This window comes from Streptomyces melanosporofaciens (assembly GCF_900105695.1).
GTDB classification, from domain to species: Bacteria; Actinomycetota; Actinomycetes; order Streptomycetales; family Streptomycetaceae; genus Streptomyces; species Streptomyces antimycoticus.
The window spans coordinates 7541726-7568449 of the sequence record NZ_FNST01000002.1; the positions used below are offsets into that span (position 1 = coordinate 7541726).

General features: G+C 72.4%; 16 protein-coding genes. 10 read left to right on the top strand and 6 right to left on the bottom strand.

The window, feature by feature from the left end; all coding sequences use genetic code 11:
* Positions 1–4 precede the first annotated feature (4 nt).
* Positions 5–2032 carry a pyridoxal phosphate-dependent aminotransferase gene (locus BLV72_RS35100; RefSeq protein WP_093467428.1) on the bottom strand — a complete coding sequence of 676 codons (2028 nt, stop codon included), beginning with the start codon at positions 2030–2032 and terminating at the stop codon, positions 5–7.
* A gap of 197 nt (positions 2033–2229) precedes the next feature.
* Complete coding sequence (locus BLV72_RS35105; protein ID WP_244321160.1) at positions 2230–4533, bottom strand: ATP-binding protein; 2304 nt, start codon at positions 4531–4533, stop codon at positions 2230–2232.
* Between the two features lie 377 nt (positions 4534–4910).
* Here BLV72_RS35105 and BLV72_RS50415 point away from each other — a divergent pair, with 377 nt between their 5' ends.
* The 6 genes from BLV72_RS50415 (at position 4911) to BLV72_RS35135 (ending at position 15282) form a co-directional block, all read left to right on the top strand.
* Positions 4911–5105 (top strand): DUF5999 family protein, encoded by a 195-nt coding sequence (locus BLV72_RS50415; protein WP_093467431.1) that lies wholly within the window; start codon positions 4911–4913, stop codon positions 5103–5105.
* Complete coding sequence (locus tag BLV72_RS35115) at positions 5102–5608, top strand: ATP-binding protein (RefSeq protein WP_093467433.1); 507 nt, start codon at positions 5102–5104, stop codon at positions 5606–5608. Before BLV72_RS50415 ends, BLV72_RS35115 begins: the two co-directional genes overlap by 4 nt.
* A 225-nt stretch (positions 5609–5833) precedes the next feature.
* Positions 5834–8734: a helix-turn-helix transcriptional regulator gene (locus BLV72_RS35120; RefSeq protein ID WP_093467434.1), complete on the top strand. Its 2901-nt coding sequence runs from the start codon at positions 5834–5836 to the stop codon at positions 8732–8734.
* Between the two features lie 57 nt (positions 8735–8791).
* Positions 8792–11548, top strand: coding sequence for an AAA family ATPase (locus BLV72_RS35125; protein ID WP_093467436.1), 2757 nt, complete (start codon positions 8792–8794; stop codon positions 11546–11548).
* Entirely contained in the window at positions 11538–14345 is a 2808-nt protein-coding gene (locus BLV72_RS35130; RefSeq protein WP_093467437.1) for an ATP-binding protein, read from the top strand. The genes BLV72_RS35125 and BLV72_RS35130 overlap by 11 nt, the downstream gene beginning before the upstream one ends.
* A 331-nt stretch (positions 14346–14676) precedes the next feature.
* Entirely contained in the window at positions 14677–15282 is a 606-nt protein-coding gene (locus BLV72_RS35135) for a LuxR C-terminal-related transcriptional regulator (protein WP_167746449.1), read from the top strand.
* Between the two features lie 73 nt (positions 15283–15355).
* On the opposite strand, the gene BLV72_RS35140 is transcribed toward BLV72_RS35135, so the two are convergent.
* Positions 15356–17041, bottom strand: coding sequence for a PucR family transcriptional regulator (locus BLV72_RS35140; RefSeq protein ID WP_093467440.1), 1686 nt, complete (start codon positions 17039–17041; stop codon positions 15356–15358).
* Between the two features lie 202 nt (positions 17042–17243).
* Here BLV72_RS35140 and BLV72_RS35145 point away from each other — a divergent pair, with 202 nt between their 5' ends.
* The 3 genes from BLV72_RS35145 (at position 17244) to BLV72_RS35155 (ending at position 21557) form a co-directional block, all read left to right on the top strand.
* Positions 17244–18503 (top strand): aspartate aminotransferase family protein, encoded by a 1260-nt coding sequence (locus tag BLV72_RS35145; RefSeq protein ID WP_093467442.1) that lies wholly within the window; start codon positions 17244–17246, stop codon positions 18501–18503.
* Positions 18504–18592: 89 nt separating this feature from the next.
* The gene (locus BLV72_RS35150; RefSeq protein WP_093467443.1) at positions 18593–20065 is read left to right on the top strand and encodes an NAD-dependent succinate-semialdehyde dehydrogenase; all 1473 of its coding nucleotides are present in this window, start codon (positions 18593–18595) and stop codon (positions 20063–20065) included.
* Positions 20066–20177: 112 nt separating this feature from the next.
* Entirely contained in the window at positions 20178–21557 is a 1380-nt protein-coding gene (locus BLV72_RS35155; RefSeq protein ID WP_093467445.1) for a CAP domain-containing protein, read from the top strand.
* 70 nt (positions 21558–21627) lie between these two features.
* Here BLV72_RS35155 and BLV72_RS35160 read toward each other — a convergent pair whose 3' ends face one another.
* Positions 21628–22362, bottom strand: coding sequence for a peptidoglycan-binding domain-containing protein (locus BLV72_RS35160; RefSeq protein ID WP_244321161.1), 735 nt, complete (start codon positions 22360–22362; stop codon positions 21628–21630).
* A gap of 173 nt (positions 22363–22535) precedes the next feature.
* On the opposite strand from BLV72_RS35160, the gene BLV72_RS35165 reads away from it, so the two are divergent.
* Positions 22536–23789: an FAD-dependent oxidoreductase gene (locus BLV72_RS35165; RefSeq protein WP_093467446.1), complete on the top strand. Its 1254-nt coding sequence runs from the start codon at positions 22536–22538 to the stop codon at positions 23787–23789.
* 61 nt (positions 23790–23850) lie between these two features.
* On the opposite strand, the gene BLV72_RS35170 is transcribed toward BLV72_RS35165, so the two are convergent.
* Both BLV72_RS35170 and BLV72_RS35175 read right to left on the bottom strand, forming a co-directional pair.
* Entirely contained in the window at positions 23851–25371 is a 1521-nt protein-coding gene (locus BLV72_RS35170) for an amino acid permease (protein WP_093467448.1), read from the bottom strand.
* 116 nt (positions 25372–25487) lie between these two features.
* The gene (locus BLV72_RS35175; protein ID WP_093467449.1) at positions 25488–26495 is read right to left on the bottom strand and encodes a hypothetical protein; all 1008 of its coding nucleotides are present in this window, start codon (positions 26493–26495) and stop codon (positions 25488–25490) included.
* Positions 26496–26724 lie beyond the last annotated feature (229 nt).

Consider the following 26724-nt stretch of genomic DNA (forward strand, 5'->3'; position numbering starts at 1 on the left):
TTGGTCATGACATCGAGTCGTCCTGGAGGTACGCCGCGGGGCGCGGATAGCGCTGCAGTGCCGGAGTCTGCCCCGTCGGGTCGTCCTCCTGCTCGCTGAGGGGCACCACCGGGGCCGCGGCCGCGGCCTTCAGCTCGGCGGGGTCGTAGGTCATGGCCTGCGTCCGCTCCACCGACGACGGCTCGGGCACCCCGGCGTCCCCCTGACCGTAGACCGGGATCTGGTCGACCGTCGTCTCCTCGGGCCGGAACAGGTTGTACCCGCCCCCTGCCCCCTGCCCCTGAGCGCCCTGGACCTGGACCATCGGGATCTGGCCGGTCTGCGCCTGGGCGCCCTGGTACGGCGCGCTCTGCGGCTGCGGGGCCATCTGCATGAACCGCGCCTGGCCCTGCGGCGCCTGGCTCTGGGCCGGCTGCAACCGCGGGGCCTGGAACTGCTGCGCCGGTGCCTGCTGCGGGATCAGCGGCTGCGCGGCCTGGGTCATCTGGGGCTGGGCCATCTGGGGCTGGGTCATCTGGGGCTGCGGCAGCGCCGCCGGGGCCTGGTACAGCGGCGTCTGGGCCGGGGGAGTGGCGACATACGCGGGCGACAGCTCCGCGAGCGGCTGCTGCTGGGCGTACCCCGCCGAGGCACCCGCGAAGGACGCCTGCCCGTACGGATCGCCGGTCACGCCCTGCGGGGCCGGGAGGGCGGCCGCGGAGTACATCGGCTGGGGCTCCTGCGCCATGGGCGCCGCGGGCAGCTGGGGCGGCTGCTGGTAGGAGTAGTCCAGCGACGGCGCTTGCGCGGCGGCAGGTCCCCAGGACCCCGACAATCCCGCGTACCCCGAGGATCCCGCGTACCCCGAGGACAGCGACGGCTGCTGGTCCCAGCCGACCTGCGGAGCGTAGAAGGACGTCCCGTACAGCACCGTGCTCAGCCCGGTCAGCAGTCGCTGCACATCGGGCTGGGAGCGCACCACCAGCCGCATGAACTGGCTGCTGCTGCCCAGCTTGTTGCCGCATTCGCGCACCAGCACTCCGTGCTGGGAGAGCAGTTGGTCCCGGACCCAGCCGCCGTCCGTTCCGGCCGGCAGCTTGACGAAGACGAAGTTGCCCTGGGAGGGGTAGACCGTCATCCCGGGCAGCCCGGCCAGCTGGGTGGTCATCTGCTGTCGGTCGCGGCTGAGCATGCGCAGGCTGTCCACGTACTCCTGCCGGTACCGCTTCAGCATGAAGACGATGACCTCGGCGAAGGAGTTGAGGTTCCACTTCGGCAGCCGGGAGCGGATCTGCACGGCGAGTGACGGATTGGCGACCAGATAGCCGAAGCGCACACCGTGCAGCCCGAAGTTCTTGCCGAGGCTGCGCAGCACGATCACATTCGGGCGCAGGATGGCCTCGTCGACGACGCTCGGATACGCCTCGGCGTCCGCGAACTCCAGGAACGACTCGTCGATCACGATCAGATCGAGGTCGGCCAGGGCGTCCATGATGCCGATGAGGGCCTGGCGGGACACCAGTCCGCCGTCGGGGTTGTTGGGGTTGCAGATCACGGCGACCCGAGAGCCTCGGGAGCGTACGAAGTTGACGAAGGCGTTCGGGTCGAGTGCGAATCCGCTCATTTCCGGAAGCTGGAACATGTCGACCCGTTTGCCGGTCTCCATCGGCTGGTCGGTCCAGCGGCCGAAGGTGGGAATCGGCACCGCCAGGCTTTCCTTCACCAGCAGATGGTCGATCCAGGTGATGAGCTCGGTCGAGCCGTTGCCCATCGCCATGGTCTGCGGCTGCAGCCCGAGCACATCGGCCAGTTCGGCGGTGATGGTCTCCGCGGAGCTCGGGTAGTAGGTGAGGATGTCCCGCAGCCTGACCGCCATCACGGCGAACATGGCGGGGGTGGGGAAGTAGGGATTGCAGGGGATGCAGAAGTCCACGAGCTCCTGTCCGCCACCCGTGACCCCGGCGCGGTTGAGCGCGAAGAACGACGGGCTGTGGGCGGTGCCGCGGAAAAGTTCCGTGGCATCACCGGTATTGCCGACTGCGGCAACAGTCACGGCGGGACCTCCTCGGTCGCATGGGTCGCGTCGACGCGCTGACACGGCCGTTGCGGCTCGTCCCTCGAGCCTGACGCATGATCCCTCGAAGCCGGGCCGGGCGAGGATTTTCGTGGGGCTTGTGAAAACTTCGGGGACATGTGCGCCCGTATCGAATAGAATTCCGCCTCTTGCCCCTTGAGAATGTCGGCGCGGTCTCAGACCGTACCCCCTGGCGGGTGTGCGCCATCGGCCTCCGCGGTGCGGTGCTGTTCCGCTACCCAGACCGCCACCTGCGCACGCGAGGTGAAACCCAGCTTGCTCAAAATGTGCTCAATATGGCCCTCGGCCGTGCGCTGGGCGATGACCAGGGACGAGGCGATCTCCCTGTTGCTGAGCCCCTGCGCGACCAGTTGCGCGATTTCGGACTCCCGGGGCGTCAGCGGCGATGGCCGCCCGCCCACCGCCGTCTCCTCGCTGGGCATTTCGTCTTCGAGCGCGTATACCAGCGCCTCGGCGTAGGACAGCCGGGCGCCCGATTTGGACGCCACGTTGAAGGCCGGTTTGCCCAGTGCCCGCCGCACCGTGGCCTCGCACTCGTCGTGGTAGTGGACGAGATGCCCGTAGCCGGAGTGGGCGGCGCCGATGGCGTGCCAGATGGTCCGCAGGGCGCCCAGCAGCCTGGCCGCCCGGGTGTGGTCCCGGTCGGTGGCCGCGATCCAGGCCAGCACCTCCAGATTGACCGCGACGCCCAGCGGGTCGTCCAGCGAGCGGTTGAACGTGAGGCTGTCCTTCTCCAGGGCGGCCGCCCGGGCGGTGTCGCCCTGGCGCCATACGTCCAGGCCGAGCGCCATCATCGTGTAGGCCCGGTGCCAGCCCTCGCCGTACGCGTCGCACACCGCCAGCGACTCCTCGCCCAGGGCGATCGCGCGGGGTGAGTCGCCGATGAAGGAGTGGGCGAGCGAGAGCCGGATGAGCGCCAGGGCCAGCCCCACCGGATCGCCGGTCGCGCGATGGCGCGTCACGGCCTCCTCGTAGAGCGCGATCGCGGATCGGGTCTCGCCGCGGTACATGGCGACCATGCCGGAGTAGAGCGCGGTGTAGGCGAGCACCGGGTCCAGGCCCAACCGGGTCCCGATGGACCGGCTCTCCTCGAGCATGGCCGCGGCGGTGTCGGTGTCCGACTGGATGACGGCCAGCCAGCTGTCGGTCCACAGGGCCCGCGCCCGTGCCCCGGTGGGTTCGGTGCACAGCTCCAGGGCCTGGTCCAGCCAGCGGCGGCCCTCGCCGAGGTAGTAGCTGGTGATCCAGTGGTAGAGCAGATCGGCCGCCATCTCCAGACCGTGGCCGATCTGCCCGGGCCCGGTCAGGCAGCCCTCCAGGGCGGTGCGCAGATTGGCGTGCTCCAGCTGGAGCCGGGCGAACCACTGCACCTGGGCCGGTCCGAAGAGCGCCGCCCGCGCGTCCGCGGCGAGCCCGCGGTAGTAGTCGCGATGGCGGCCCAGCCGTACGGCCTCCTCCCCGGCGGCCGCCAGCCGCTCACGGCCGTAGCTGCGCAGGGTGTCCAGCATCCGGTAGCGCACCGTCGTCCGGTGCTCCTCCCTGAGCAGCACCGACTTGTCCACCAGCTCGGTCACCAGGTCCAGGATCTCCTCGCGGTCGATGCCCTCGTCCGAGCAGACCGCCTCGGCCGCGTCCAGGTCCAGGCTTCCGGCGAACACCGAGACCCGGGCCCACAGCAGCCGCTCCCGCTCGCTGCACAGCTCATAGCTCCAGTCGATCAGCGCCCGCAGCGTCTGATGGCGGGGGAGGACCGTCCGGGAACCGGTGGTGAGCAGCCGGAACCGGTCGTCGAGCCGGTCCAGCAGCTGCTGGACGGACAGCGCGCGCAGCCGTACGACCGCGATCTCGATCCCCAGCGGGATGCCGTCGAGCCGTCGGCAGATCAGCTCGACGGACTCCCGGTTGTCCTCGGTGAGCTCGAATCCGGGCACGATGGCCGCCGCCCGTTCGGTGAACAGCCGTATCGCGTCGCACCGCGCGAGCGCGGCGAGGGTGGGCCGTGGCCCCTCGGGGTCCGGCAGCCCCAGGGTGGGGACGGCCAGGCTCTGCTCACCGGCCGTGCCCAGCGCCTGACGGCTGGTGGCCAGCAGCCGCAGCCGGGGCGCCGCGCGCAGCAGCCGGTCGGCGAGCCGGGCGCACTCCTCCAGGAGGTGTTCGCAGTTGTCGAGGACGATCAGTGCCTGCCGGTCCCGCAGATGGTCGACGAGGACGTCGAGGGCCGGGCGGGGGGAGTGGTCCCGTATCTCCAGTGCTTCGGTGACGCCCTGGGCGAGGAGGGCCGGGTTGTCCAGCTCGGCGAGTTCGGCCAGCCAGACGCCGTCGGGGAAGGCCCGGCGCGCCTCGTCCGCGACCCGCAGCGCCAGCCGGGTCTTGCCCACTCCGCCGACGCCGGTGAGGGTGACCAGGCGGGACGCGGACAGCATCTCCTTGACCTCGGCCGCCTCATGCCGACGTCCCACAAAACTCGTCACCTCGGCCGGCAGCCTCACTGTCTGCCGTCCGGTCGGGGTGCTCGTCACCACCGCACCCATCGATGCCTCGCACCGGGCTCGGACGGACGGGCCGATGCCCGCACGGACCCGAAGCCCTCCATTCCAGGCTATGCCCGGGCCGGGAGCCACCGCACGCACTTCGGGCGGGTGGGCCGCCCGCCGGGGCGGTGTTTCACCGAGGGTGAGCGGACGCCGGCCACCCGTGACCTCCCCGGGGGCCAGGGGCGGGTTCGGGTACCGATGCGGGGAGATCTCCCCTCGTCGCGCACCGCTCCGCCGACCCACCATGGTGACCTCGGAAACGAGTTCCGCCAGTCCATGGTGGAAGATCGAAGGTTCGGACCATGTGCCTCCACCAACCTCCCTGTCCGTCGGCCGACGCATCGGATCATGATTCGGCGCGTCTGGTGGCCACCCACCCCGAGCAGGGGTGGAGCCTGCTCTGCAACGGAGTGGTGATCTTCGCGGACGCGGGTGAACTCCTTCCCGACGGGCGTGCCATCCCCGCCCCGCGGATCAGTCCCGATCAGTCGACATGAATGCGACCACCGTTTCCCTCTCGCGCGGCGCCCCGGTGAGCACCGAGCGCCGGCCCGAGACGGCCCGGCCTCCCGCCACCAGTGGCGGGACGTCGTGGCTGCTGCCTTCCGAGCCCTCGTCGGTGCCCAGGGCCCGGCGGCTGGCCATCGCCCAGCTCGGGGTATGGGCGCTGCACGACTTCTCCGACGACGCCGAGCTGCTCGTCAGCGAGCTGGTGACCAATGCCCTGCGGCACGCCGGCGGACCGATCCGCCTGACGCTCTCCCTGTGCTCCGTCGACCGCGCCTTCCGGTGCGAGGTGGCGGACGAGGACCCCGGACAGCCCCGGGTGCGCCGGCCGTGCGGCGATGACGAAGGCGGCCGCGGACTCCATCTGCTGGACCTGCTCTCCCGCTGCTGGGGCTCCACCTGCACCGCGGCGGGCAAGGTCGTCTGGTTCGAGCTCCACCCACCTGCCCTCGCGCTGGAAGCCGCCCTGGAAGAAGGGCACATGACCCCGTGAACGTGAGCCCACGAAAGGAGATGCCATAGACGACTTCACGCCTCGTACCCACACAGTGATACCGAAGGCCCGGGGACGGAATGGTGATCGCCCTCACCACGCCTTCCGTCTCCGGGCTTCACTGATCGATATTGATCGTCATGACAGCGGTCATGTAGCCTCCTGATCGCGGCAGTAGCACACTTTTCTGAAAGTTGTTCGCTTTTTGTGGCGCGAGGAGGCTGCGTGGTGGACCGGAAAATCGATTCCGGTTTACCCGGCACGCTTGTCGGGCGCGCTGCCGAACTCGCGGCGCTGACCGCCCACGCGGAGGCCGCCCACAACGGGCGTTCCGGTCTGGTGGCCCTGGCGGGCCCGGCCGGAATCGGCAAGACCAGTCTTTTGCGCGCGTTCCTCGACAGCGACGTCTGCCGGAAGATGACCGTTCTGCACGGCACCTGCGGTCAGGTGGTGGCCGGCGCCGGCTACAGCGGAGTACGTGCACTCTTCGGGGGACTCGGGCTCTCGGCCGAGGACGCCCAGGAATCCGCGCTGCTGCGCGGCAGCGCCCGCCGAGCCCTCCCGGCGCTCAGCCCCCATCCGGGTGAGGAGGGGCCGTCCACGGCCGCCTCCGTCTACCCGGTGCTGCACGGCCTGTACTGGCTGGCTGCCAACCTGATGGCCCAGGGCCCGCTCGTGCTCGTCATGGACGATGTGCACTGGTGCGACGAGCGGTCCCTGCGCTGGATCGACTTCCTGCTGCGCCGGGCCGACGAGCTGCCGCTGCTGGTGGTGCTCGCCCAGCGCACCGAGGAGGAACCGGTCGCCCCCGCGACCCTGGCGGACATCCTCGCCCAGCCCCGCTCCTCGGTGATCCGCCTCGACCCGCTGACCGACTTAGAAGTGGCCGAAATGGCCCGCCAGGTCTTCGCGGCCCCCGTCGCGCACGCCTTCGCCGGGCGCGCCGCCGCCGTCTGCGGCGGCAATCCGCTGACCGTCACCCGGCTGCTGCGCGAACTGCGGGCCAAGGGCGTCTCACCCGACGAGAGCGGCCTGCGCGAGATCGCCGAGGTCGGGCAGTACGTGGTCGCCCTGTCCGTGCGTGCCCTCTTCGACGCCCGGCCCGGCTGGGTCCGGGACGTGGCCACCGCCATCGCGGTGCTCGGCGAGGAGGACGTGGAGCACATCGGCGCGCTGGCCGGGGTGCCCGCGGCCCGGGTCGCGGAGGCCGTGGAACTGCTGCGCGGGGCCGAGGTGATGGCGCCGGACCGGGCGGACCTGGCCCATGACGTGGTGCGCTCCGCGGTGCTGGAGGCCGCCGGTGAGGAGCCGCTGGCCGAGCTGCGCGCCCGGGCGGCCCTGCTGCTGAGCGATGCCGGACGGCCCGCCGAGGAGGTCGCCAACCAGGTGCTGCTGGTGCCCGGCACCCCCCAGCCCTGGATGGGCTGGGTGCTGCGGGAGGCCGCCGTCCAGGCCGAGCACCGCGGCGCCCCGGAGGCCGCCGCCCGCTATCTCTACCGCGTCCTGGAGGCGGAGCCGGACAGTCTGTCGGCCCATGTCCCGCTCGCCAAGGCGCTCGCGGAGATCAATCCCGCCGAGGCCATCCGCCTGCTCAGGCGTGCGCTCACGCTGGCCACCGACGTTCGCACCAAGGCGCCCATCGCCGTGCAGTTCGGCCTCACCTGCCTCACCGTCCAGCAGTCGCCGACCGCCGTCCGGGTGCTCAGCGAGGTGCTCGACGAGCTCGAGGCCGAGCTGGGGCCCGACCCCGATCCGCGCGACCGTGAGCTGCGCACCCTCGTCCAATCGGCGCTGCTGATCAGCGGATCCGACGAGAAGGCCACGATCCACACGGTCCGGGAGCGCTTCGCGCGGATTCCCGAACCCTCCGGGGACACCCCCGCCCAGCGGCAGATGCTCGCCATGATGACGGTCCTGTCCGCGATGGAGGGCCGCTCGGTGCGGCGGACCGTGGAACAGGCCCGCCGCGCGCTGGACTCCTCGGACCGGCTCGACAACTGGTCGCTGCTCTTCTCCGCGTTCACCCTGGGCCTGGCCGACGAGGTCGAGGGGGCGATGGAGGCGCTGGACCATGCGCTGCGCCAGGGCCAGGACAACGCCGCGGTGTGGTCCTATGTGATCACCCTGTCCTACCGCGCCATGCTGCTGCACGGCGTCGGCGCGATCCCCGACGCGCTCGCCGACGCCCAGACCGCCGTCGAGATCATCGGCGAGGAGCGCTGGAGCGGCAATGTGACCATGCCGCAGACCGCGCTGGCGACGATCCTCATCGACCGGGGCGAACCGGAGCGGGCCGAGGAACTGCTGGCCGCCGTCACCCGGCCGAATCTGGACGGGTTCGTCATGGAGTACCACTGGTATCTCATGGCCCGGGCCCGAGCCCGCTGGGCGCTCGGCGACGGCGCCACCGCGCTGCGGCTGCTGCTGGACTGCGGTGCCTCCCTGGAGGATTCGGGTTTCGCCAATCCGGCGTTCCTGCCCTGGTGGACCGAGGCGGCCTGTGTGCTCGCGGCGGAGAAGCGGGCGGACGAGGCGCGGGATCTGGTCGAGCACGGCGCCGAGCTGGCCCGCCGCTGGAGCACCCCGCGCGCCTTCGGACTCGCCGCCCTCGCCCGCGGGGTGACCACCCCCGGCGAGGAGGGCATCGGGCATCTCACCGAGGCGGTCGAGCACCTCTCCGGCTCGCCCGCCCGCGCCGAGCACGCCCGGGCCGAGTTCCTGCTCGGCGGGGCGCTGCTGGACATCGGGCGGCCGCGCGACGCCCGGGAGCGGCTGCGCTCGGCCGTCGACCTCGCCCAGGGCTGCGGCGCGCTCGCGCTCGCCAAGGACGCCCGTAACCGGCTGGTCGCCGCGGGCGGCCGGATGCGCGAGATCACCGCCTCACCGGTCGACCTGCTCACCGGCACCGAGCGCAAAGTGGCCCAAATGGCCTCGCGCGGGGCGGGCAATCGCGAGATCGCCGAGTCGCTGTTCGTCACCGTACGCACCGTCGAGACCCATCTCACCAGCGTCTACCGGAAGCTGAGTGTCGGTCAGCGCGGTGAGCTGGCCTCGGTGCTGAGCACCCCGAGCCTTCCCGACCCACAGGCACCGGCGTGGGTCTTCGCCTCCCGCGGCCGACGCTGACGCGCACGCGGGACCGGGTGCCACGTCCGCACCCCGCCCCAGGCATATAGTCACACCATGCAGCTCAACGGGCTCCCGTTCCCCGGCCGTGAACGAGAGCAGGCCATGCTTGCCCAGACCGTCGCCGATCTCGGCAGGGGCCGTTCCTCGGTGGTGACGCTGATCGGCAGGCCCGGCTACGGACAGAGCCGCCTGTTGAACCTCGCCGCCCGGCTGGCCGAGGACCAGGGCTACCGCGTTCTGCGCGCCCAGGCGACGCCGGGCGAGCGCGAGGTGCGCTACGGCGTGGTGGCACAGCTGCTGGCCCCGATGGACGGACTCACCGACGGCTCGCTGAAGGCCCTGACCGGACGGGGACCCGAGAGCCGCTTACCGGGCCTCACCGAGTTGCTACGGACCGCGCGTGGACAGCCCACGCTGCTGGTGGTCGACGATGTGGAATGGCTGGACCCGGCCTCGCTGCGCTGGTTCGGGGCGCTCATCCGGCGCCTGCCCGACGCCCGGATCGCCCTGCTGGTGAGCGGCACCGGCCGGCTCCGCCCCGGCGCCTGCCCCCTCTCCACCGCGCCGCACCAAGTGATCACCCTCGAAGTCGAGCTGGCCCCGCTCGCCCCGCGCGATGTGGCCGCCACGGTGGCGCTGATCTGCGACCGCCCCGGCGAGACCGCCTTCACCTCGGCCGCCCTGGAGGCGAGCGCGGGCAACCCCGAGGTGCTGTCCGAGGCGTTGAGGCGCTTCATCAGACGCGGATACACACCGGTGGCCGGGCGGGTGCCGGAACTGTGCACGATCGCCGAGGCCGTCAGCGGTGAATACGCCCTCCGCGCACTCGCAGCGCTGTCCGACACGGCCGTCGCCGTCGTCCGCGCCCTCGCCGTCTGCGGCGATCTACTGGATCTGTCCCTGCTGTACGCCCTCGCGGACCCCCGCGCCGCCGGCGAGCCCGGACTGCCCGAGGCACTCCAGGAAAGCGGGCTCGCCACCGCCACCGAAACCGGGCTCCGGCTGAGCCGGCCCGAGGTGCGGAGCTGGATCCTCGCCGAGATGCCCGGCGACGAGCGGGCCGAGCTGCACGCCCGCGCAGCCGAGTTGGCCTATCGGGCGGCCGTACCCGACGAGGACATCGCCCGGCTGCTGCTCGCCGCCCGCCCGGTCGACGAGCCCTGGGTGATCCCCGTACTGCGCCGCACCTGCGCCGCCGCGCTGCGCGGGGGCCGGACCGCCCAGGCGATCGCCTGTCTGTCGCGGGCGCTTCAGGAGCCGCTGGACCCGGCGCCGCGCGCCCAGTTGGGCCTGGAACTGGCCGCCATCGAAGTGCTGGCCGTCCCCGAGGCCGCGGGCCGCCGATTGGCGGAGATCATCCGCACCGGCGACGGCGGGCCCGGCCGGATCCGGGTACGCGCCGCCGACCTGGGGCTCTCCCGCGGCGACGACAAGGCTCTGCGCCGCGCGATCGCGGATGTGCTGCCCTTCACCGACGGCGAGGAACGGGGGGCCTTGGCCGGGCTGTTCTGGCTCACCGAGTCCGCCGGGCAGGAGGACACCGATCTGGTCCCGGACGGCATCCCACCGCTGCCTCCCGACCCCACCTGCCCGGTACAGGCCGCGGCGCTCGCCTGGCGCCTGGCCCTGCGCGGCGAGGACCTGCCCACCGCCAGGGCGCTGGCCCAGCGGGTCTTCACCGTGGACGGCGCCGCGGGGGCCCTGATCCTGCCCCGGCTCACCGCCGCCCGTACCCTGCTGCTGACCGACGACCTGGACGAGGCCGAGGTCCGGCTGGACGTGCTCCACACCGATCTGCGCAGGCGGCACGCCCGCGCGGCCGCCGCCCAGGCCCTGGCCGTCCGCGGCGAGCTGAACCTGCGGCGCGGCCGGCTCGACATGGCCGAACGGGACGTGGCCGCCGCGGAGCGGTCACTGCCGCGCTCCCTCTGGCATCGCCACACCGTCCCGTATCTGATGGCCATCCGGATCCTCATCGCCCTGGAGAACGGCGATGTCGGCCAGGCCAGTGTGCTCGCGGGCGCGTCCGCGCCCGCCGAGTCGCGGGAGGGCGCCTCCTGGGGCTATCTGCTCTTCGCCAGGGCGCTGGTGGCCGTCAAGGACGACCGGCTGCCCGAGGCGCTGGAGCTGTTCCGGTCCACCGGCAGATGGGAGCTGGGCCGCGGGCGGATCAACCCCGCCCTGATGCCATGGCGTTCGATGGCCGCCCGGGTCCACGACGCCCTCGGCGACCACGAGGAGGCACGGCGGCTCACCGATGAGGAGCTCACGCTGGCCCGGTTGTGGGGCGCCCCCAACACGATCGGCTGGGCTCAGCTGGGCGCCGGACGGGTGGCCCGCGAGGGGCAGGTCGACCGTCTCCGCGAGGCGGTGGCCACCCTGCGCGGCACCCCGGCCCGACTCGCCTACGCGGGGTCCCTGATGGAGCTGGCCACGGCCGAGCTCGACGCGGGGAACCCGCAGGCCGCGGCCCCCCTGGTGGCCGAGCTGTTCAGCTTCGTCATCGCCCACCGGTCCTCCAGCCGGCTGGTCGCACGCGTGCGCGCGCTGTCCGAGCGGGCCGGGCCGTCCGCCGTTCGCGGACGCGTTCCGCATCCGGCGTGGGCGAGTCTGACCGAACCCGAGCAGCGCACCGCGGCCCTTGTCGGACTCGGCCATGGCAACCGGGAGATAGCGGAAACCCTCTCTGTCACCAGACGCACCGTGGAGCTGAGGCTCAGCGGCGCGTACCGGAAGCTGGGGATCAGCGGCCGAGCGGAGCTGATCGCGTTGCTGCGGGCGGCAGAGGGAGGCGGAACGGATGTTGCTTGAGCGGGAGGCCGAACTGGCCCAGGTCGCGGAGGCCCTGCGGGCCGCGGCGGCGGGCGACTCGTCGCTGGTGTTGCTCACCGGCCCCATGGGCATCGGCCGGACCGCGCTGCTGCAGCAGCTGCCGATGCTCGCCGACGGCGAGGAGATCCGCGTCCTGCGCGCCAACGCCGCGCCGGTGGAGCAGGACTTCACCCTCGGCGTGGTCCGCCAGCTCTTCGACAGCCTGCTGACCGGTGCCCCGGGGGAACTCCACGAGTCCCGGCTGGGGGAAGAGGGCGACCTCTACCGGACGGTCTTCTCCGACGACGCCCCGCTGCTCGACGACGGCGGAACCCTCACCATGCCCGAGGAGGCGCTGTACGGCCTGCGCTCGGCGCTGGCCGCCGTCAGCGCCGACAGCCCGCTGCTCATCCTCGTGGACGACCTGCAGTGGGTCGACGCACCGTCGCTGCGCTGGCTGGCCTTCCTCGTCAAGCGGTTGCACGGGCTGCGCGCCGTGGTCGTCTGCGGGCTGCGGGACGGCTATCGGCGCCCCGGGGACCCCCTGCTGCGGGAGGTCGTCGACGCGGCGCGGCGGGTGCTGCGCCCCGCGCCGCTGTCGCTGGGCGCCACCAAGGAAGTGATCCACGAGCAGTTCGGCGTGCCGGGGGACGAGGAGTTCGCCCGCGCCTGCCATGAGACCTCCGCCGGCAACCCGCTGTTCCTGAAGTCGGTGCTGGCGGAGCTGGCCGTGGGCGGCCTGCGGCCCACCGCCGGGCAGGTCGAGGCGGTCCGCTCGCTGCGCCCCGCCCTGCTGCGCGAGCGGCTGGCCGGCTCCCTGCGCGTCCAGCCGCGGCCGGCGCGGGATCTGGCCGCGGCCATCGCGGTCCTCGGCGGCCAGGCGGAACCGGACCTGCTGGCCCGGCTGGCCGGGCTGGACCCGATCGGCTTCCTGGCCACGCTGCGCGACCTCCACGAGGTGGGGCTGCTCGCCGCCGAGCAGGAGCCGCGCTTCCTCCACCGGGTGGTGCAGGACGCGGTCGAGTCCTCGATGACCGTGGCGGAACGGGAGCGGCTGCACGACGCCGCGGCGGCCCTGCTCTACCACAACGGACGCCCCGCCGAACTGGTCGCGGCCCAGCTCATGGCCGTCACCAACTCGGGCCATCCCTGGGCGGTGGAGGTGCTGCGGGCCGCGGCGGACACCGCGCTGCGCCGCGGAGCGCCGCGTACCGCCGCCCGCTATCTGCGCCGCGCCCTTCTGGACGGCTCGCTGGCGGGGGAGGGCCGGGCCCGGCTGCTGATCGATCTGGCCACCGCGGAGCGCGGCTTCGACCCGGCCGCCTGTGAACGCCATATCTCCCAGGCGATACCCCTGCTGACCACGCCCCGGCTCCGGGCCGCCGCCGCCCTGCGGATCTCGCCGACCATCGTGGGCCTGGGGCCCCCGTCGGCCATCGATCTGCTGCACCAGGTCGCCGAGGACCTGGGGCCCGCCACCTCGCTGGAGGGCACGGCGCGCGATGTGGCGCTGCGGCTCGAGGCGCGGCTGCGGCACGCGGGGCACGAGGATCCGGCGGAGCTGGCCGCCGCGGTGGAGCGGCTGTCCGCGCTGGGGGAGGAGCCGGCGCTGATCACCGCCGCCGAGCGTGAGCTGACGGCGGTGCTGCTCAACTCGGCGGTGCTCACCGCCCGATGGTCCGCGGCCGAGGTCTCCCGGCTGGCGAACCGCATCCTGGAGCGCGAACCGGCCACCTCAGAACAGGTCCACACCCCGCTGCCGCTGGTGGTGATCGGGCTGGTCGCCGCCGATTCGGTCCGGGGGATCAGCTCCTGGCTCGCGATGGAACAGCAGACGCGGCGGCAGGGCGGCACGGTCGCCGACGCGCTCGTCAACGTCCAGCAGGCCATGGTGCTCAGCGCCCGGGGGCGCGTCTCCCAGGCGCGTGAGTACGCCGAGCGCGCCGTGCGGCTGGCCGAGGTGCACTGGCAGGAGGCCGGGGTCGTCTCCACCCTCGCCCTCACCCGCGTCGCCCTGGACCTTCAGGACCCGGTACTGATCGAGCGGATTCTGGACGGTCCCGGGCGGCGCCGCTCCTCGAGCCTGGCCCTGACCGCGACTCTGCAGTTCGCCAAGGCGGCGCAGGACGCCGGGAACGGACGCTGGACCAGCGCCCTGGAAACCCTCCTGGCCTGCGGCCGGCAGCTGGAGGCTTCGGGCTGGCGCAATCCCGTGCTCTTCGCCTGGCGGCCCTGGGCGGCCGAACTTCACCGGCGCGTCGGCGACCCCGGCGCGGCCGGGGCGCTGGCCGAGGAGGAGCTGCTGCGGGCGAGGGAGTGGGGCGCCCCGGTGGCGCTCGGCCGCGCGCTGCGGGTGAAGGCCCGGCTGATCGGCGGTGACCAGGGGGTGCGGCTGCTGCGGGAATCGGTCGATGTGCTGCGCGCCTCGGCCGATGAACTGGAACTCGCCCGCACGCTCCTGCTGCTGGGCCGGCAGCTGAGATCGGGCGGCGAGGCGGCGGCGGTACTCCAGGAGGCCGGGGCGCTGGCCGCGGCGTGCGGGGTCCCCTGGCTGGTCGAGCGGATCCGCGCCGCGGACGGCAGCGGTGCGTCGGCCGCCCCGCCGGAGGCGGCCCTCACCCGTACCGAGCGCACCGTGGCCTCCCTCGTGGGACGCGGCCTCACCAACCAGGAGGCCGCCGCCGAGCTGGGGGTGAGCTCCCGCGCCGTCGAGAAGCACCTGACGAGTTCCTATCGCAAGCTGGGCGTCTCCGGACGCCGCGAGCTCATCGAGCTGCTGCCTCGCATGGATTTATGAACGTAGCGTTAACGGCGATAATTGGTCGGTGTTTGACGAGGATTCGTGAACCGACCGTACCGGCCCACCGAAGGGGTGGGGTGCGGACCGAACCTTCGGGGCACCCCACCACAGGATTGGGGGCGACACCCCTGTTGACGTTGACTTCCGTGCTCGTAGATCCCTAGTCTCAATTCTGAAATGAACATTTGGAATTGAATATCTGGTATTCAATTCCAAATTCTGAGAATTAGGAAGGGATGGCAGTCCCTTGGCATTGCCTTTACTGACCGATTCGGCTCGGCCAACCCCCCACGAGCTTGGACACGAGCAGACCGAGTACACGGATCTATTGCGCCAGTTCGACCAGCCAGGGGCCTGTGTCGTCTGTCTTGACCCGTCGCTCACCGTCCAGCAGGCGAACCGGGAGTTCTTCCGGCAGTTCGACGACGCCTCCACGGACGTGTGCGGCCGTGACTTCAGTGACCTTCTGCACCCCAGTGTGCGGCAGGCGGTGAAGCGGCAGTTCAGCCGGCTCCTCGACGGCTCCCGTCACCGGTTCACCACCCATGTGGTGGCCATCGGGGCCGAGGGGGCCGCCTTCACCAGCGGGCTCACGGCGGTCGCCGTGCGCGAGGGCTCCGCCCATGTGGCCTCGATCCTCGTGGTGCTGCGGCCCGCGGCGGGCGGCGAGGAGGTCGACATGGTCACCGACCGTAAGAAGCTCCTCACCGAGACCGAGGCACGCATTCTGGAGGGCATCGCGGCCGGGCTCTCCACGATCCCGCTGGCCTCCCGGCTCTACCTCAGCCGGCAGGGTGTCGAGTACCACGTGACACGGCTGCTGCGGAAGCTGCGGGTGCCCAACCGGGCCGCCCTGGTCTCCCGCGCCTACTCCATAGGCGTCCTCAACGTGGGCTGCTGGCCGCCAAAGGTCGTCGACGACTTCGTCAAATGACGCGCCCCCCGCGGGTGCCGACAGACGCGTCATGGCCGGCCCGAATTCGGGCCGGCCATGGCGCGTCGCCATGTCAGGACGGGGCGGGGCCCCGGGACAGCCGCAACAGACGGAAGGCGGTGAGCGCCACATGGAGTTGGGTGCGCTGCTCACCCGACTCCAGATCGCAGCCGAGCACCCGCTCTATGGAATGCAGCCGCTGGTAGAACGCCTGGCGGGACAGGTTCGCACGCTTGGCGGCCACCGTCTTGTTGCCCGCCGCGTCCAGGAAGGTGTGCAGCACCGGCAGCAGATCGGTGCCGTGCCGCTCGTCGTAGTCCACCAGCCGTCCCAACTGCCGCTCCACGAACTCCTGGAGCCGCACATCGCCGCGCAGCGCGTACAGCAACTGCCGCAGCCCGATATCGGACAGCTCGTGGAACGCCTTGTCCGGCGTCCCCGGAACGGCGGCGTCCGCGACCCGCGCCGCCTGCTGGAACGACCGGGCGGTCTGCGCCAGCTCCGACACCTCCGAGCCGACGCTGATCACGGCATCCGGACGGGATTCGCGCACCGACCGGCTCAGCCGCTCCACCAGCGGCCGCCAGGGCGTGGCGGCGGGCAGGGCCAGCAGAACCCCTATGTGGTCACCGGGCACAGCGCCGACCAGCACGGCGGCCCCGGCCGCCCCCAGCTCGTCGGTCAGCCGGTCCTCCAACTCGGTGGTCTCCCCGGCGCCGGGGCCGGGGCTGACCAGCACCACCATCAGCCTCCGGCCCGCGACCGGCACGCCCAGCGCCTCGGCCCTGGCCCGGGCCTCCCCCGTCGAACGGCAGCGCTGCTCCACCAGGTCCAGCAGCAGCGTGCGCTGGGCCCGCCGCTCCCAGCGGGTGTGACGGGTGAGCCGGGCGATGGTCAGGGCCGTGGCGGTGCGCTCCAGGACCATCGCGTCCTCGGGGCCGACCGCCGAGTGCCCGGCCCCGTCCGGGAGCATCAGCAGCCGCCCCCACCGCTCGCCCCGGTACTCCACCGCGGTCACCAGCCAGTCCTCCGGACCGCTCAGCCCGGTCCGGTCGGGCGAGGGCGTGGCGCGTGAGCGCCGCTCCCAGCCGGTCAGCGCCCCCTCCACGCCGCGCCCCGGCGAACCGCAGATCACCGCCTGGTGCACCAGGTTCTCCAGCACCACCGGATGCCCGCTCATCTCGGCCGCCATGTCCACCACCTCCTCGGGCCCGGCGCCCCGCAGGGTCAGCGCGGTGAAGGTGTCGTGGACGTCCTGGGCCCGGCGCAGGCTCTCCACCTGACTGCCGACGATCAGGGAGTGGAGCACCTGGGTGACCTCCACGAAGTTCACGGTCCGGGAGAGCAGGACGAGCGGGAAGTCCCGCGCCAGACAGGCCCGTACCAGCTCCGACGGCGGCCGGTGGTAGCGCCGCACCAGCTCGATGACCAGCCCGGCGGCGCCGATGTCCGCGAGCTCGTCGACATACCGGCGGACCAGCGCCGGGTCCTCGGGCAGTGGCATCCCGGTGGTCAGCACCAGCTCCCCGCCCTTGAGGAAGGACGCCGGGTCGAGCAGTTCGGTGACATGAACCCAGCGGACCGGCCGGGAGAGCTGCCCATGGCCGGACACCACCTCCGGCACCCCGGCGGCCAGCACCGGAAGCCGCAGCACGTCGGCGAGGCTGAGCGGGGAACGGCCGGGGACCCGCGGGGGCCCGGTGGGGCGGGACGGCGGCCGTCCTGCGGCGTCGTACGCGGTGCCGCCGGAGCCGTTCATGCCGCTCACTCTGGCAAGCCCCCGCGCCGAGCGCAACCATGAGCCCGCCCGGAGTCTTGACAAGATCTGTGTGGGAGCTCGTTGACAGATCGTCCATACCGATCACCACCCCGCGACACAGTGATCATTGTCCTGACCGGGTTCGCCCCCTCACCCTCGAAGTGTCCGAGCGCATCGCCGACCTGTGCGTGTGGGAGAGAACATGACCAATCTGTCGCCGCAGCTCCGTCAGGCCACTCCGGTGGTCGCCGTCCGAGGAGAGGGCGCCTACATCGACGGCGAGGACGGGCGGCGATACCTCGACTTCACCGCGGGCATCGGCGTCACCAGCACCGGACACTGCCATCCGCGGGTCGTCGCCGCCGCGCAGGAGCAGGTGGGCACGCTCATCCACGGCCAGTACACGACCGTCATGCACCCACCGCTGCGGCGGCTGGTCGAGAAGCTGGGCGAGGTGCTTCCCACCGGCCTCGACAGTCTGTTCTTCTCCAACTCCGGCAGCGAGGCCGTCGAATCGGCCCTGCGCCTCGCCCGCCAGGCCACCGGCCGGCCCAACGTCCTGGTCTGCCACGGCGGATTCCACGGCCGCACCGTGGCCGCCGCCTCCATGACCACCTCCGGCACCTGTTTCCGCTCCGGCTTCTCGCCCCTGATGAGCGGCGTGGTGGTGACCCCGTTCCCCACGGCCTACCGGTACGGCTGGGACGAGGAGACCGCGACCCGGTTCGCCCTGCGGGAGCTGGACTACGTCCTGCAGACCATCTCCCCGCCCGACGACACCGCCGCGATCATCGTCGAACCGGTGCTCGGCGAGGGCGGCTACGTGCCCGCCACCGAGGGCTTCCTGCAGGGCCTGCGGGAGCGAGCCGACCGCCATGGCTTCCTGCTGATCCTCGACGAGGTGCAGACCGGGGTGGGCCGCACCGGACGGTTCTGGGGCCATGACCACTTCGGTATCCGCCCGGACATCCTGGTTACCGCCAAGGGACTGGCCAGCGGCTTCCCGCTGTCCGGCATCGCCGCCTCCGAGGAGCTGATGAGCAAGGCATGGCCCGGCTCCCAGGGCGGCACCTACGGCGCCAATGCCGTGGCCTGCGCGGCCGCCGCCGCCACCCTCGACGTGGTACGCGAGGAGAACCTGGTGGCCAACGCCGAGGCCATGGGGGCGCGGCTGCGCAGCGGTCTGGAGGACGTGGCCGCCAAGACCCCGGCCATCGGCGATGTGCGCGGCCTCGGCCTCATGCTGGCCAGCGAGTTCGTCACCGAGGACGGGGAGCCGGACCCGGCGACCGCGGCCCGGGTGCAGCGCGCCGCAGTGGACGAGGGCCTGTTGCTGCTCCTGTGCGGGGCCTGGAACCATGTGGTCCGGATGATCCCCGCCCTCGTCGTCGACGAAGCGGCGATCGACGAGGGTCTGCGCGCCTGGTCCGCCGCCGTCAGCGCCGGAACAGCGGACTCCTGACGCGCACCGCACATCGCCCAACGGGAGCCCGATCCGCCCGCCGGTCCGAACCCCTCGGACCGGCGGCGGTCACGAAGGAGATTGCCCCTATGTCCACCCCCTCGTACCCCTCGGCCGCCGAGGTCCTCGCGGCGGTGCCCAAGCAGCTCTACATCGCCGGGTCGTGGTCCGACGCGGCCGGCGGTCAGACCATGCCGGTCGACGACCCGGCCACCGGTGAGGTGCTGTGCGAGGTCGCCGACGCCTCCCCCGCCGACGGGCAGCGCGCCCTGGCCGCCGCCGAGGACGCCCAGGAGAAGTGGGCGGCCACCGCGCCCCGCGCGCGCAGCGAGATCCTGCGCCGCGCCTATGAGCTGATCATGGAGCGGGCCGACGCGCTCGCCGCGCTGATGACGGCCGAGATGGGCAAGCCGCTGGCCGAGGCGCGGGGCGAGGCGGCCTACGCCGCGGAGTTCTTCCGCTGGTTCTCGGAAGAGGCCGTGCGCATCGAGGGCGGGTTCTCCACACTGCCGGACGGCAGGAACCGCATGCTGCTGATGCGCCGCCCGGTCGGCCCCTGTCTGCTCGTCACGCCGTGGAACTTCCCGCTGGCCATGGGCACCCGCAAGATCGGCCCGGCCATCGCGGCGGGCTGCACCATGGTGCTCAAGCCCGCCCCGCAGACCCCGCTGTCCAGCCTCGCGCTGGCCGGCATCCTGGCGGAGGCGGGGCTTCCGGCCGGGGTGGTCAACGTGGTCACCACCTCCCGCGCGGGCGAGGTCGTGGAGCCCCTGCTGACCGGCGGACACGTCCGCAAGCTCTCCTTCACCGGCTCCACCCAGGTCGGCCGCACCCTGCTCGCCCAGTGCGCGCCCGCGGTGGTCCGCACCTCCATGGAGCTCGGCGGCAACGCCCCCTTCATCGTCTTCGAGGACGCCGACCTCGACGTCGCGGTCGAGGGCGCCATGACCGCCAAGATGCGCAACATGGGCGAGGCGTGCACGGCGGCCAACCGGTTCTTCGTCCACTCCTCCGTCGCGGCCGAGTTCGCCGACCGGCTCGCCCGCCGCATGGGCGCGCTGGAGGTCGGCCCCGGCAGCCGGGCCGGTGTCGACGTCGGGCCGCTGATCGACCAGGCCGGCCGTACCAAGGTCGAGGAGCTGGTCGCGGACGCCGTGGCGCGCGGCGCCGAGGTCCTGGTCGGCGGCAGCACCCCCGAGGGCCCCGGCTGCTTCTACCCGCCCACGGTGCTCACCGGCGTCTCCCCGGCCAGCCGGATGATGGGGACCGAGATCTTCGGACCGGTCGCGGCCGTTCTCACCTTCGACGACGAGGACGAGGTCGTCGCCACCGCCAACAGCACCGAATGGGGCCTGGTGGGCTATGTGTTCACTCAGGACCTCAGCCGGTCGCTGCGGGTGAGCGAGCGGCTCGAGGTCGGCATGGTCGGCCTCAACACCGGTCTGGTCTCCAACCCCGCGGCCCCGTTCGGCGGCGTCAAACAGTCCGGGCTCGGACGCGAGGGCGGGCGCGTCGGCATCGACGAGTTCCTGGAGTACAAGTACGTCGCGGTGCCGGCCTGACGACCGCCCCCACCGCCGGGACCGCCGGAAGCACACGCCGGAACCGCCGAGCGCGCCCGGCCGTTGCCTTCATGACGCGTTGCCTCCATGAACGCGGCGGTGAGGAGCGGACATGGGCGAGTTGGTGCCCGGCGGGAACCAGGCGCTGCCCGACGGCGCGCTGACCATCCGGGTGCCGGGCCCGTTCGACCTGTCCGCGCTGATCACCGGCGAGGACGGCAAGGTCGCGGGTGACGGTGACTTCGTCTTCTTCAACCAGCCCACCGCGCCCGGCGCCCGGCTGGACGGCGACACCGTCACCCTGCGGCCCCGGGGACTGCGGCCCGGCGCCGCCCGGGTCACCCTCGTCATCAGCCCCGCCGACCCGGGCACTCCGCTCGGGCGGCTGCCTGCGCCCGTGCTGAGCGTCCTGGACGAGTGGGGAGCGCGGCTGGCCCGGTTCGCCCCGCCGCGCCCCTCGGCGGAGACGGTGCTGCTGCTCGCCGAGATCTACCGTCGCGGCGGCGGATGGAAGGTGCGGGCGATCGGTCAGGGGTACGCCGACGGACTGGCCGGTGTGGCGCGGGATTTCGGCGTGGATGTCGCCGACGACGGCGCCCAGCCTCCGCCCGGGCCGGCCACCCGGCCCATGCCCCCGCCGACCACTCGGGCCGGGACCGCGCCCTCCGTCCGGGCCGCACCCGCGCCTCCTTCCTATCCGCCCGCCGACGGGGCCTCACGGCATGCCCTGGAGGTGGTGAACGCGGCGCGGGCACGGGCCGGGGCCGCCCCCGTGGCCCTCGACGGACGGCTGACCGCCGCCGCCGAGGCGCACGCCCGGGCCATGGCCGCCCACGGCGCGCTGGCGCTGGAGACCCCGGACGGCATAGCGCTCTTCCACCGGATCGCCGCGCACGGATACACCCCGCTGACCATCGCCGAGCACATCGTCTCCGGGCCGCGCACCCCGCTGGAGTTCGTGGACTACTGCCTCGAAGGCGACGCGAGCCGGGGCCCGTTCCACGATCCGGCCCTCGTCCATCTGGGGATCGGCCGGGCCGACGGCCCCACCACCGGGGATGTCTACTGGACGGCGGTATGGGCCCGGCCGTTCACCCCGGACGGACTGCTGCGCCTCGTCTCCGAGGTCATCGCCCGCACCAACGCGGAGCGCGCCGCCGCCCGGCTGGCACCGCTCGCCCCGGACCCGCGGCTGACGGCGGCCGCGCAGGCGCACAGTGACGACATGGTGGCCCGCGACTTCTACTCCCACACCGGCCCCGAAGGACATCAGCCCTGGGACCGGGCGCGAGCCGCCGGGGCCACGCACCGCGGCATCGGCGAGAACATCGCGTGCGGCCAGCGCTCCCCGGCGGAGGTGGTGCGCGGCTGGATGAACAGTCCGGGCCATCGCGCCAACATCCTGAAGCCCGACTTCACCCATATCGGCGTCGGCCACGCCGCCGGCAGCCGCGCGGGCACGTACTGGACCCAGGTCTTCGGCGCCGTCTGACGACCTCGGTCGGCGGTACTCCGGTCGACGGTACGCCGGTCGACGGTTCCCCCGGCCGACGGCGGAAGGGTCAGGTGCGGGACTCCAACTGCTGCCGCGTGGCGGACCCGTACACCCCGTTCGCGTCGCCCCGGATCCCGTACCACACCTGGAACCGGGAGACCGCCTGGGCGAGGGTCTGGTCGTACTGCCCGTTGACCGGCCCGTCCTGATACACGTTCGGAATCCGCAGCAGCCGCTTCTGGAGCTCGGTCACCTCAGGGCCGGTGTCCCCGAGGGTCAGCACATCGCCCGGATCGCCCGGCGGCGGTAACGCGCCGTCCGGCGGCTGCGAGGCGGGCGCGCTCGGCGTCCCGGGCGCGGCGGAGGTCGCGGGCGCCGTCGGCGTGGCCGAGGCGCCGCCCTCGGCCGCACCGGACGCCGAGTCCCGGGGCACCATCACCACCAGCGAGAGGGCGACCCCCGCGCCGATTCCGGCCAGCACCAGCAGGGCGGCCCTGGGGTAGCGCCGCCCGGCCGGGGCGGGCGGCTCGGCCGGACGGCGCGGCTCGGCCGGTGCCCCCTGAACCGGCCAGGCGTCGGCCGCGGCCGGACCGCCCGTGATCTCCTGGGTGTCCGCATCCGCCATGGGCGGCGCCTCGGGGGGAAGTTCGGTGCCCGGCGGCCGGAAGAGGTCGAGCTCCTCCATCCACCCCTCGACCGGCCCCTCCGGGTCGTCGTCGTACTCCGGCGTCGCACGGAAGATCGCGGTCGGCTCGAGCACCTCGCGCCCGCCCGGCCGGTCCGGATCGGGTTCGGCTGCCATACAGACCTCCTTATGCGCCCCACACCATCACGCGGGGATACGGACGCGGGCCCGGCAGAATTCAAGCCGATCGTGATCGGGCCCACGCGCGGCCCCGGTGTGGCGTGCCGTCAGGGGGTAATTCCTCCTGAGAGGGTGCCCATGGCCTCGGGGACGTCGAAGGGAGCCGTGAGATGGAGCGGACCACATGCTGTGTGGTGGGCGGCGGGCCCGCCGGGATGGTCCTCGGACTGCTGCTGGCCCGGGCCGGGGTGGAGGTCACCGTCCTGGAGAAACACGGGGACTTCCTGCGCGACTTCCGCGGCGACACGGTCCATCCCAGCACGCTGCGGCTCCTGGACGACCTGGGCCTCGCCGACCGGTTCGCGGCCCTGCCGCAGCGGCATGTGCGCTCCATCCGGCTGCCCATCGGACGGGACGGCGATCTGTTCACGGTCGGCGAGATCAGCTCGCTGCGGGGGAAGTACAACTACGTCGCGATGGTGCCGCAGTGGGATCTGCTCGATCTGCTGGCGAACGAGGCCAAGCGGGAGCCCACCTTCCAGCTGCGGATGAACACCGAGGTGACCTCCTTCCTCATGGAGCGCGGACGGGTCACCGGAGTGCGCTACCGCGACCGCGTCGCCGGCTCCGCCGGCGAGCTGCGCGCCACCCTCACCGTGGCCTGCGACGGCCGGGGGTCGCTCGCCCGCGCCCTGCCCGAGCTGGGGCTGCGGGAGTTCCCCTGTCCGATGGACGTCTGGTGGTTCCGGCTGCCACGCGAGGAGCGTGACCCGCAGGGGCTGGTGGGCAATGCCGGTGACCGCTATCTCACGGCCATGATCGACCGCGGGGACTACTGGCAGTGCGCCGCCCTGATCCCCAAGGGGGCCGACGACGCCTGGCGCGCCCAGGGCCTCGATCAGTTCCTCGCCTCGTTCGCCGAGGCCACGCCATGGATACGGCAGGTCGTGGCCGACCGCGAACCCCGCCCGCGGTCCTGGGACGACGTCAAGCTGCTGGACGTCCGGATGGACCGGCTCCGCCGCTGGCACCGCCCCGGACTGCTGTGCATCGGGGACGCGGCCCACGCGATGTCGCCCGTGTTCGGGATCGGCATCAACCTCGCCGTCGGGGACGCGGTCGCCGCCGCCCGCCATCTCGCCGAGCCGCTGCGGAAGGGCACCGTGGGCCTCGCCGACGTACGCGCCGTCCAGCGCCGCCGGTGGCCGACCGCCGCCGGGACGCAGCTACTGCAGCGGATCGCCCACGCACGGGTCATCGAGCCGCTGCTGCAGGGGCGTTCACCGGGCATCGCGGGTCAGCCGCTGCGGCTGGCCCAGGTGCTCACCAAGGCGCCCTGGCTGAAGCGGGGGCCCGCGTACTTCCTCGCCTACGGCGCCGGCCGCGAGCGGCCCCCGGCCGCCTCGCTGCGCCGTTCCCGATGAGTCCGATCGCGCGGAACCGGGGCGCGGAATCCCTCCGCACCCCGGTTCCGGACAGCCATCTTCAGACGATGCCCTCGGCGATCTCCGCCTGTTCGCGCGCCGTGCCGTACGCGGAGGGCGTGTTGTACGAGCGGCGGGCCACGAACCACCAGATCGTGGCCAGCAGCAGCACCACGGCCAGGGCGATCGAGGCGTAGTTCATCGAGTCGGCCGTCACCGGACTGGACTGCGGCAGACAGAACAGCACCGTCACCACGGCCACCCACACCACCGCGATCCAGCCCACCGGTTTACTCCAGCGGCCCAGGTGCCACGGTCCCCGCTGGAACCGGTCCCCGGCGCGCAGCCGCAGGAAGATGGGGATGGCGTAGGCGGGGGTGATCCCGATGACGTTGATGGCGGTCACCGCGCCGTAGGCCGTCTCGGAGTACAGGGACGGCAGGGCCAGCACACACGCGACCGCCACCGACAGCCAGACCGCGTGCACCGGCGTCTGGGTGCGGGAGCTGACCCGCTGCCACAGCCGTGAGCCGGGCAGCGCGCCGTCCCGGCTGAAGGCGAACACCATCCGGCTGGCCGCCGCCACCTCCGCGTTCCCGCAGAACAGCTGTGCCACGATGACGATGAGCAGCATCGCGGTGGCACCGCTCGTCCCCAGGGCGTCGATCAGGATCTGCGCCGGGGGCACTCCGGTGGCGCTCTTCTGCGTACCGGCGTAGTCCTGGATGGCGAAGGTGAGCCCGGCCAGCAGCACGAATCCGGCCACCCAGGACACCCAGATGGCGCGGACGATCCCCCGGGCGGCGAAGACGGAGGCGTTGGAGGTCTCCTCGGACAGATGCGCGGAGGCGTCGTAGCCGGAGAAGGTGTACTGGGCGAGCAGCAGTCCGATCGCGCCCACGTACAGCGGATTCGACCAGCCGGTGTCATTGACGAATTCGGTGAAGACGAACTCGGGCGACTGGTGGTGGGAGGGCACGATGGCCAGCGCGCCGACGATGATGGCGACGCCCGCCAGATGCCACCACACGCTCACCGAGTTGAGCACGCTCACCAGCCGCACCCCGAACAGATTCAGCGCCGCGTGCACCAGCAGAATGCAGACGAAGATGACCATGGTCGATTCCGGTGTGGGATCGAATCCCCACTGGAGGTTGAAGAGCGCGCCGGTGAACAGGGCGGCGCCGTAGTCGATTCCGGCGATGGCCCCGAGCAGCCCCAGCAGATTGAGCCAGCCGGTGTACCAGCCCCAGGTCCGGCCGCCCAGCCGGTCGGCCATGTAGTACAGCGCTCCCGAGGTGGGATAGGCGCTGGTCACCTCGGCCAGGGCGAGCCCGACGCACAGGACGAAGAGCCCCACTCCGGCCCAGCCCCACATCATGACCGCGGGGCCTCCGGTGTCCAGCCCGAAGCCGTACAGCGTCATGCAGCCGGAGAGAATGGAGATGACCGAGAAACTGATGGCGAAATTGCCGAACCCGCCCATGCGGCGGGCCAGTACGGGTTGATAGCCGAGCTCACGCAGCCGCTGTTCGTCATCCCGTTGGGGAGCGGGACCCGAACTCGACCATGCCGTGGACATGAATGTACCTCCCGAATGCTGGGGCGGGCGAGGGTGGTGGTACAGGTGGGGAAATCGATCTGGCGGACGGGCAGTTGGGGGGAGCGGTGGTCGGGCATGCCGGGGAGGACTCCGGCTCAGCCGCTGACCCCGGGTCTTGGCCCGCGGGCGCCGGCCAGCGAGCGGACCCGGGCGCGAAGAAACATTTCTTCAGCGACGGCGCGGTCGGTGGGGTCGGGGGTGCGGTAGGCCCAGGGGAGCGGGGTGAAGTACGGTCCCAGCGCCTCGAAGACGCGGGCCGCGTCGGAGAATCGCAGCGCGCCCCACAGGGCGTGCGCCAGATGGTTGAGATCCAGCAGTGAACTCGTCGCGAGATCCGCGTGGTCGAACCAGCCGTGCAGCGCCTTCTGGGCGTCCCGGATGGCGTCCTCCGTGGCCCAGTGCAGGTCGAGCGCCTTCTCGTAGCCCCGCTCCTCGCGGTACCGCTCGACGTGCACATACAGCGGCAGCACCTGCAGCGCGGACTCCCCGGGCGCGCCCGAGGACACCCACTGCACGAAGTTGACCGCCTCGGCCAGCGAACCTCCGGCCCGCCGGGCGTACACGAACTGCAGCATCCGGTGGTACGCCTCGCGGTTGTACGGATCGCGCCGGTCGGCCTCCGCCAGCAGCCCCCAGGGCCCGGGGAACAGCAGCGGACCGGGCGGGGGTACCCGGTGCTCCTCCTGCCGCTGCTCCTTGTCCAGCTGCGCCAGGGCCAGCAGACACACCCAGGGCACCGGATCCGCCGGGGAGTGGTGCGCGGCCAACTGGCAGGACTGCCACGCCTCCCGCCACAGCTCCCGGGTGCGGGGATGCCCCTCGCGGTGGGCGCGCACCGCGCGTTCCACCCCCACCCGGGCGCCCATCACCAGCGCCGCCACGCTCTGCGGCTCCTCGGCCCGCCACGCGTCTACCACATTGGATCCGGCGGCGGCCGTGGCCAGCACCTGGGTCCGCTGGGTCCACAGCGCCCACGTGGGAGTCTCCGCCAGCAGATTGCGCATCGATATCCAGCGTCCGGTGCGCAGATCCTGCAGCGCGATGCGCAGTCCGCCGTCATACCCCGCGGGGTGGTACACGGGGCGGAACTCTTCCTCGGGCATCGGATGACTTTCGTACGGAGCTGACGTACCGGACGCGGAAAACGAGGGACCTGGGGGATGGTTGCACGGATCCTATAGTCCCGCCGCGGCGGCTCGGGCACGGGGGACCACGGGCGTGCCCGGATCGGCCGTCTTGACGCCCGCCCCGCGCCTGCACCAGGCTTTCCGGCAAGATCCCCGCGCACCGCCCCGCCGAGCCGAAGCGATCCACCCGTCCCGAGCGAAGAAC

Excerpts from the sequence above, each read along its gene's own strand:
- BLV72_RS35130 (WP_093467437.1), top strand. The coding sequence starts at position 11,538 with ATGTTGCTTGAGCGGGAGGCCGAACTGGCCCAGGTCGCGGAGGCCCTG.
- BLV72_RS35150 (WP_093467443.1), top strand. The coding sequence starts at position 18,593 with ATGTCCACCCCCTCGTACCCCTCGGCCGCCGAGGTCCTCGCGGCGGTG.
- BLV72_RS35140 (WP_093467440.1), bottom strand. The coding sequence starts at position 17,041 with ATGAACGGCTCCGGCGGCACCGCGTACGACGCCGCAGGACGGCCGCCG.
- BLV72_RS35145 (WP_093467442.1), top strand. The coding sequence starts at position 17,244 with ATGACCAATCTGTCGCCGCAGCTCCGTCAGGCCACTCCGGTGGTCGCC.
- BLV72_RS35125 (WP_093467436.1), top strand. The coding sequence starts at position 8,792 with ATGCAGCTCAACGGGCTCCCGTTCCCCGGCCGTGAACGAGAGCAGGCC.
- BLV72_RS35160 (WP_244321161.1), bottom strand. The coding sequence starts at position 22,362 with ATGGCAGCCGAACCCGATCCGGACCGGCCGGGCGGGCGCGAGGTGCTC.
- BLV72_RS35170 (WP_093467448.1), bottom strand. The coding sequence starts at position 25,371 with ATGTCCACGGCATGGTCGAGTTCGGGTCCCGCTCCCCAACGGGATGAC.
- BLV72_RS35155 (WP_093467445.1), top strand. The coding sequence starts at position 20,178 with ATGGGCGAGTTGGTGCCCGGCGGGAACCAGGCGCTGCCCGACGGCGCG.
- BLV72_RS50415 (WP_093467431.1), top strand. The coding sequence starts at position 4,911 with ATGTGCCTCCACCAACCTCCCTGTCCGTCGGCCGACGCATCGGATCAT.
- BLV72_RS35175 (WP_093467449.1), bottom strand. The coding sequence starts at position 26,495 with ATGCCCGAGGAAGAGTTCCGCCCCGTGTACCACCCCGCGGGGTATGAC.
- BLV72_RS35115 (WP_093467433.1), top strand. The coding sequence starts at position 5,102 with ATGAATGCGACCACCGTTTCCCTCTCGCGCGGCGCCCCGGTGAGCACC.
- BLV72_RS35165 (WP_093467446.1), top strand. The coding sequence starts at position 22,536 with ATGGAGCGGACCACATGCTGTGTGGTGGGCGGCGGGCCCGCCGGGATG.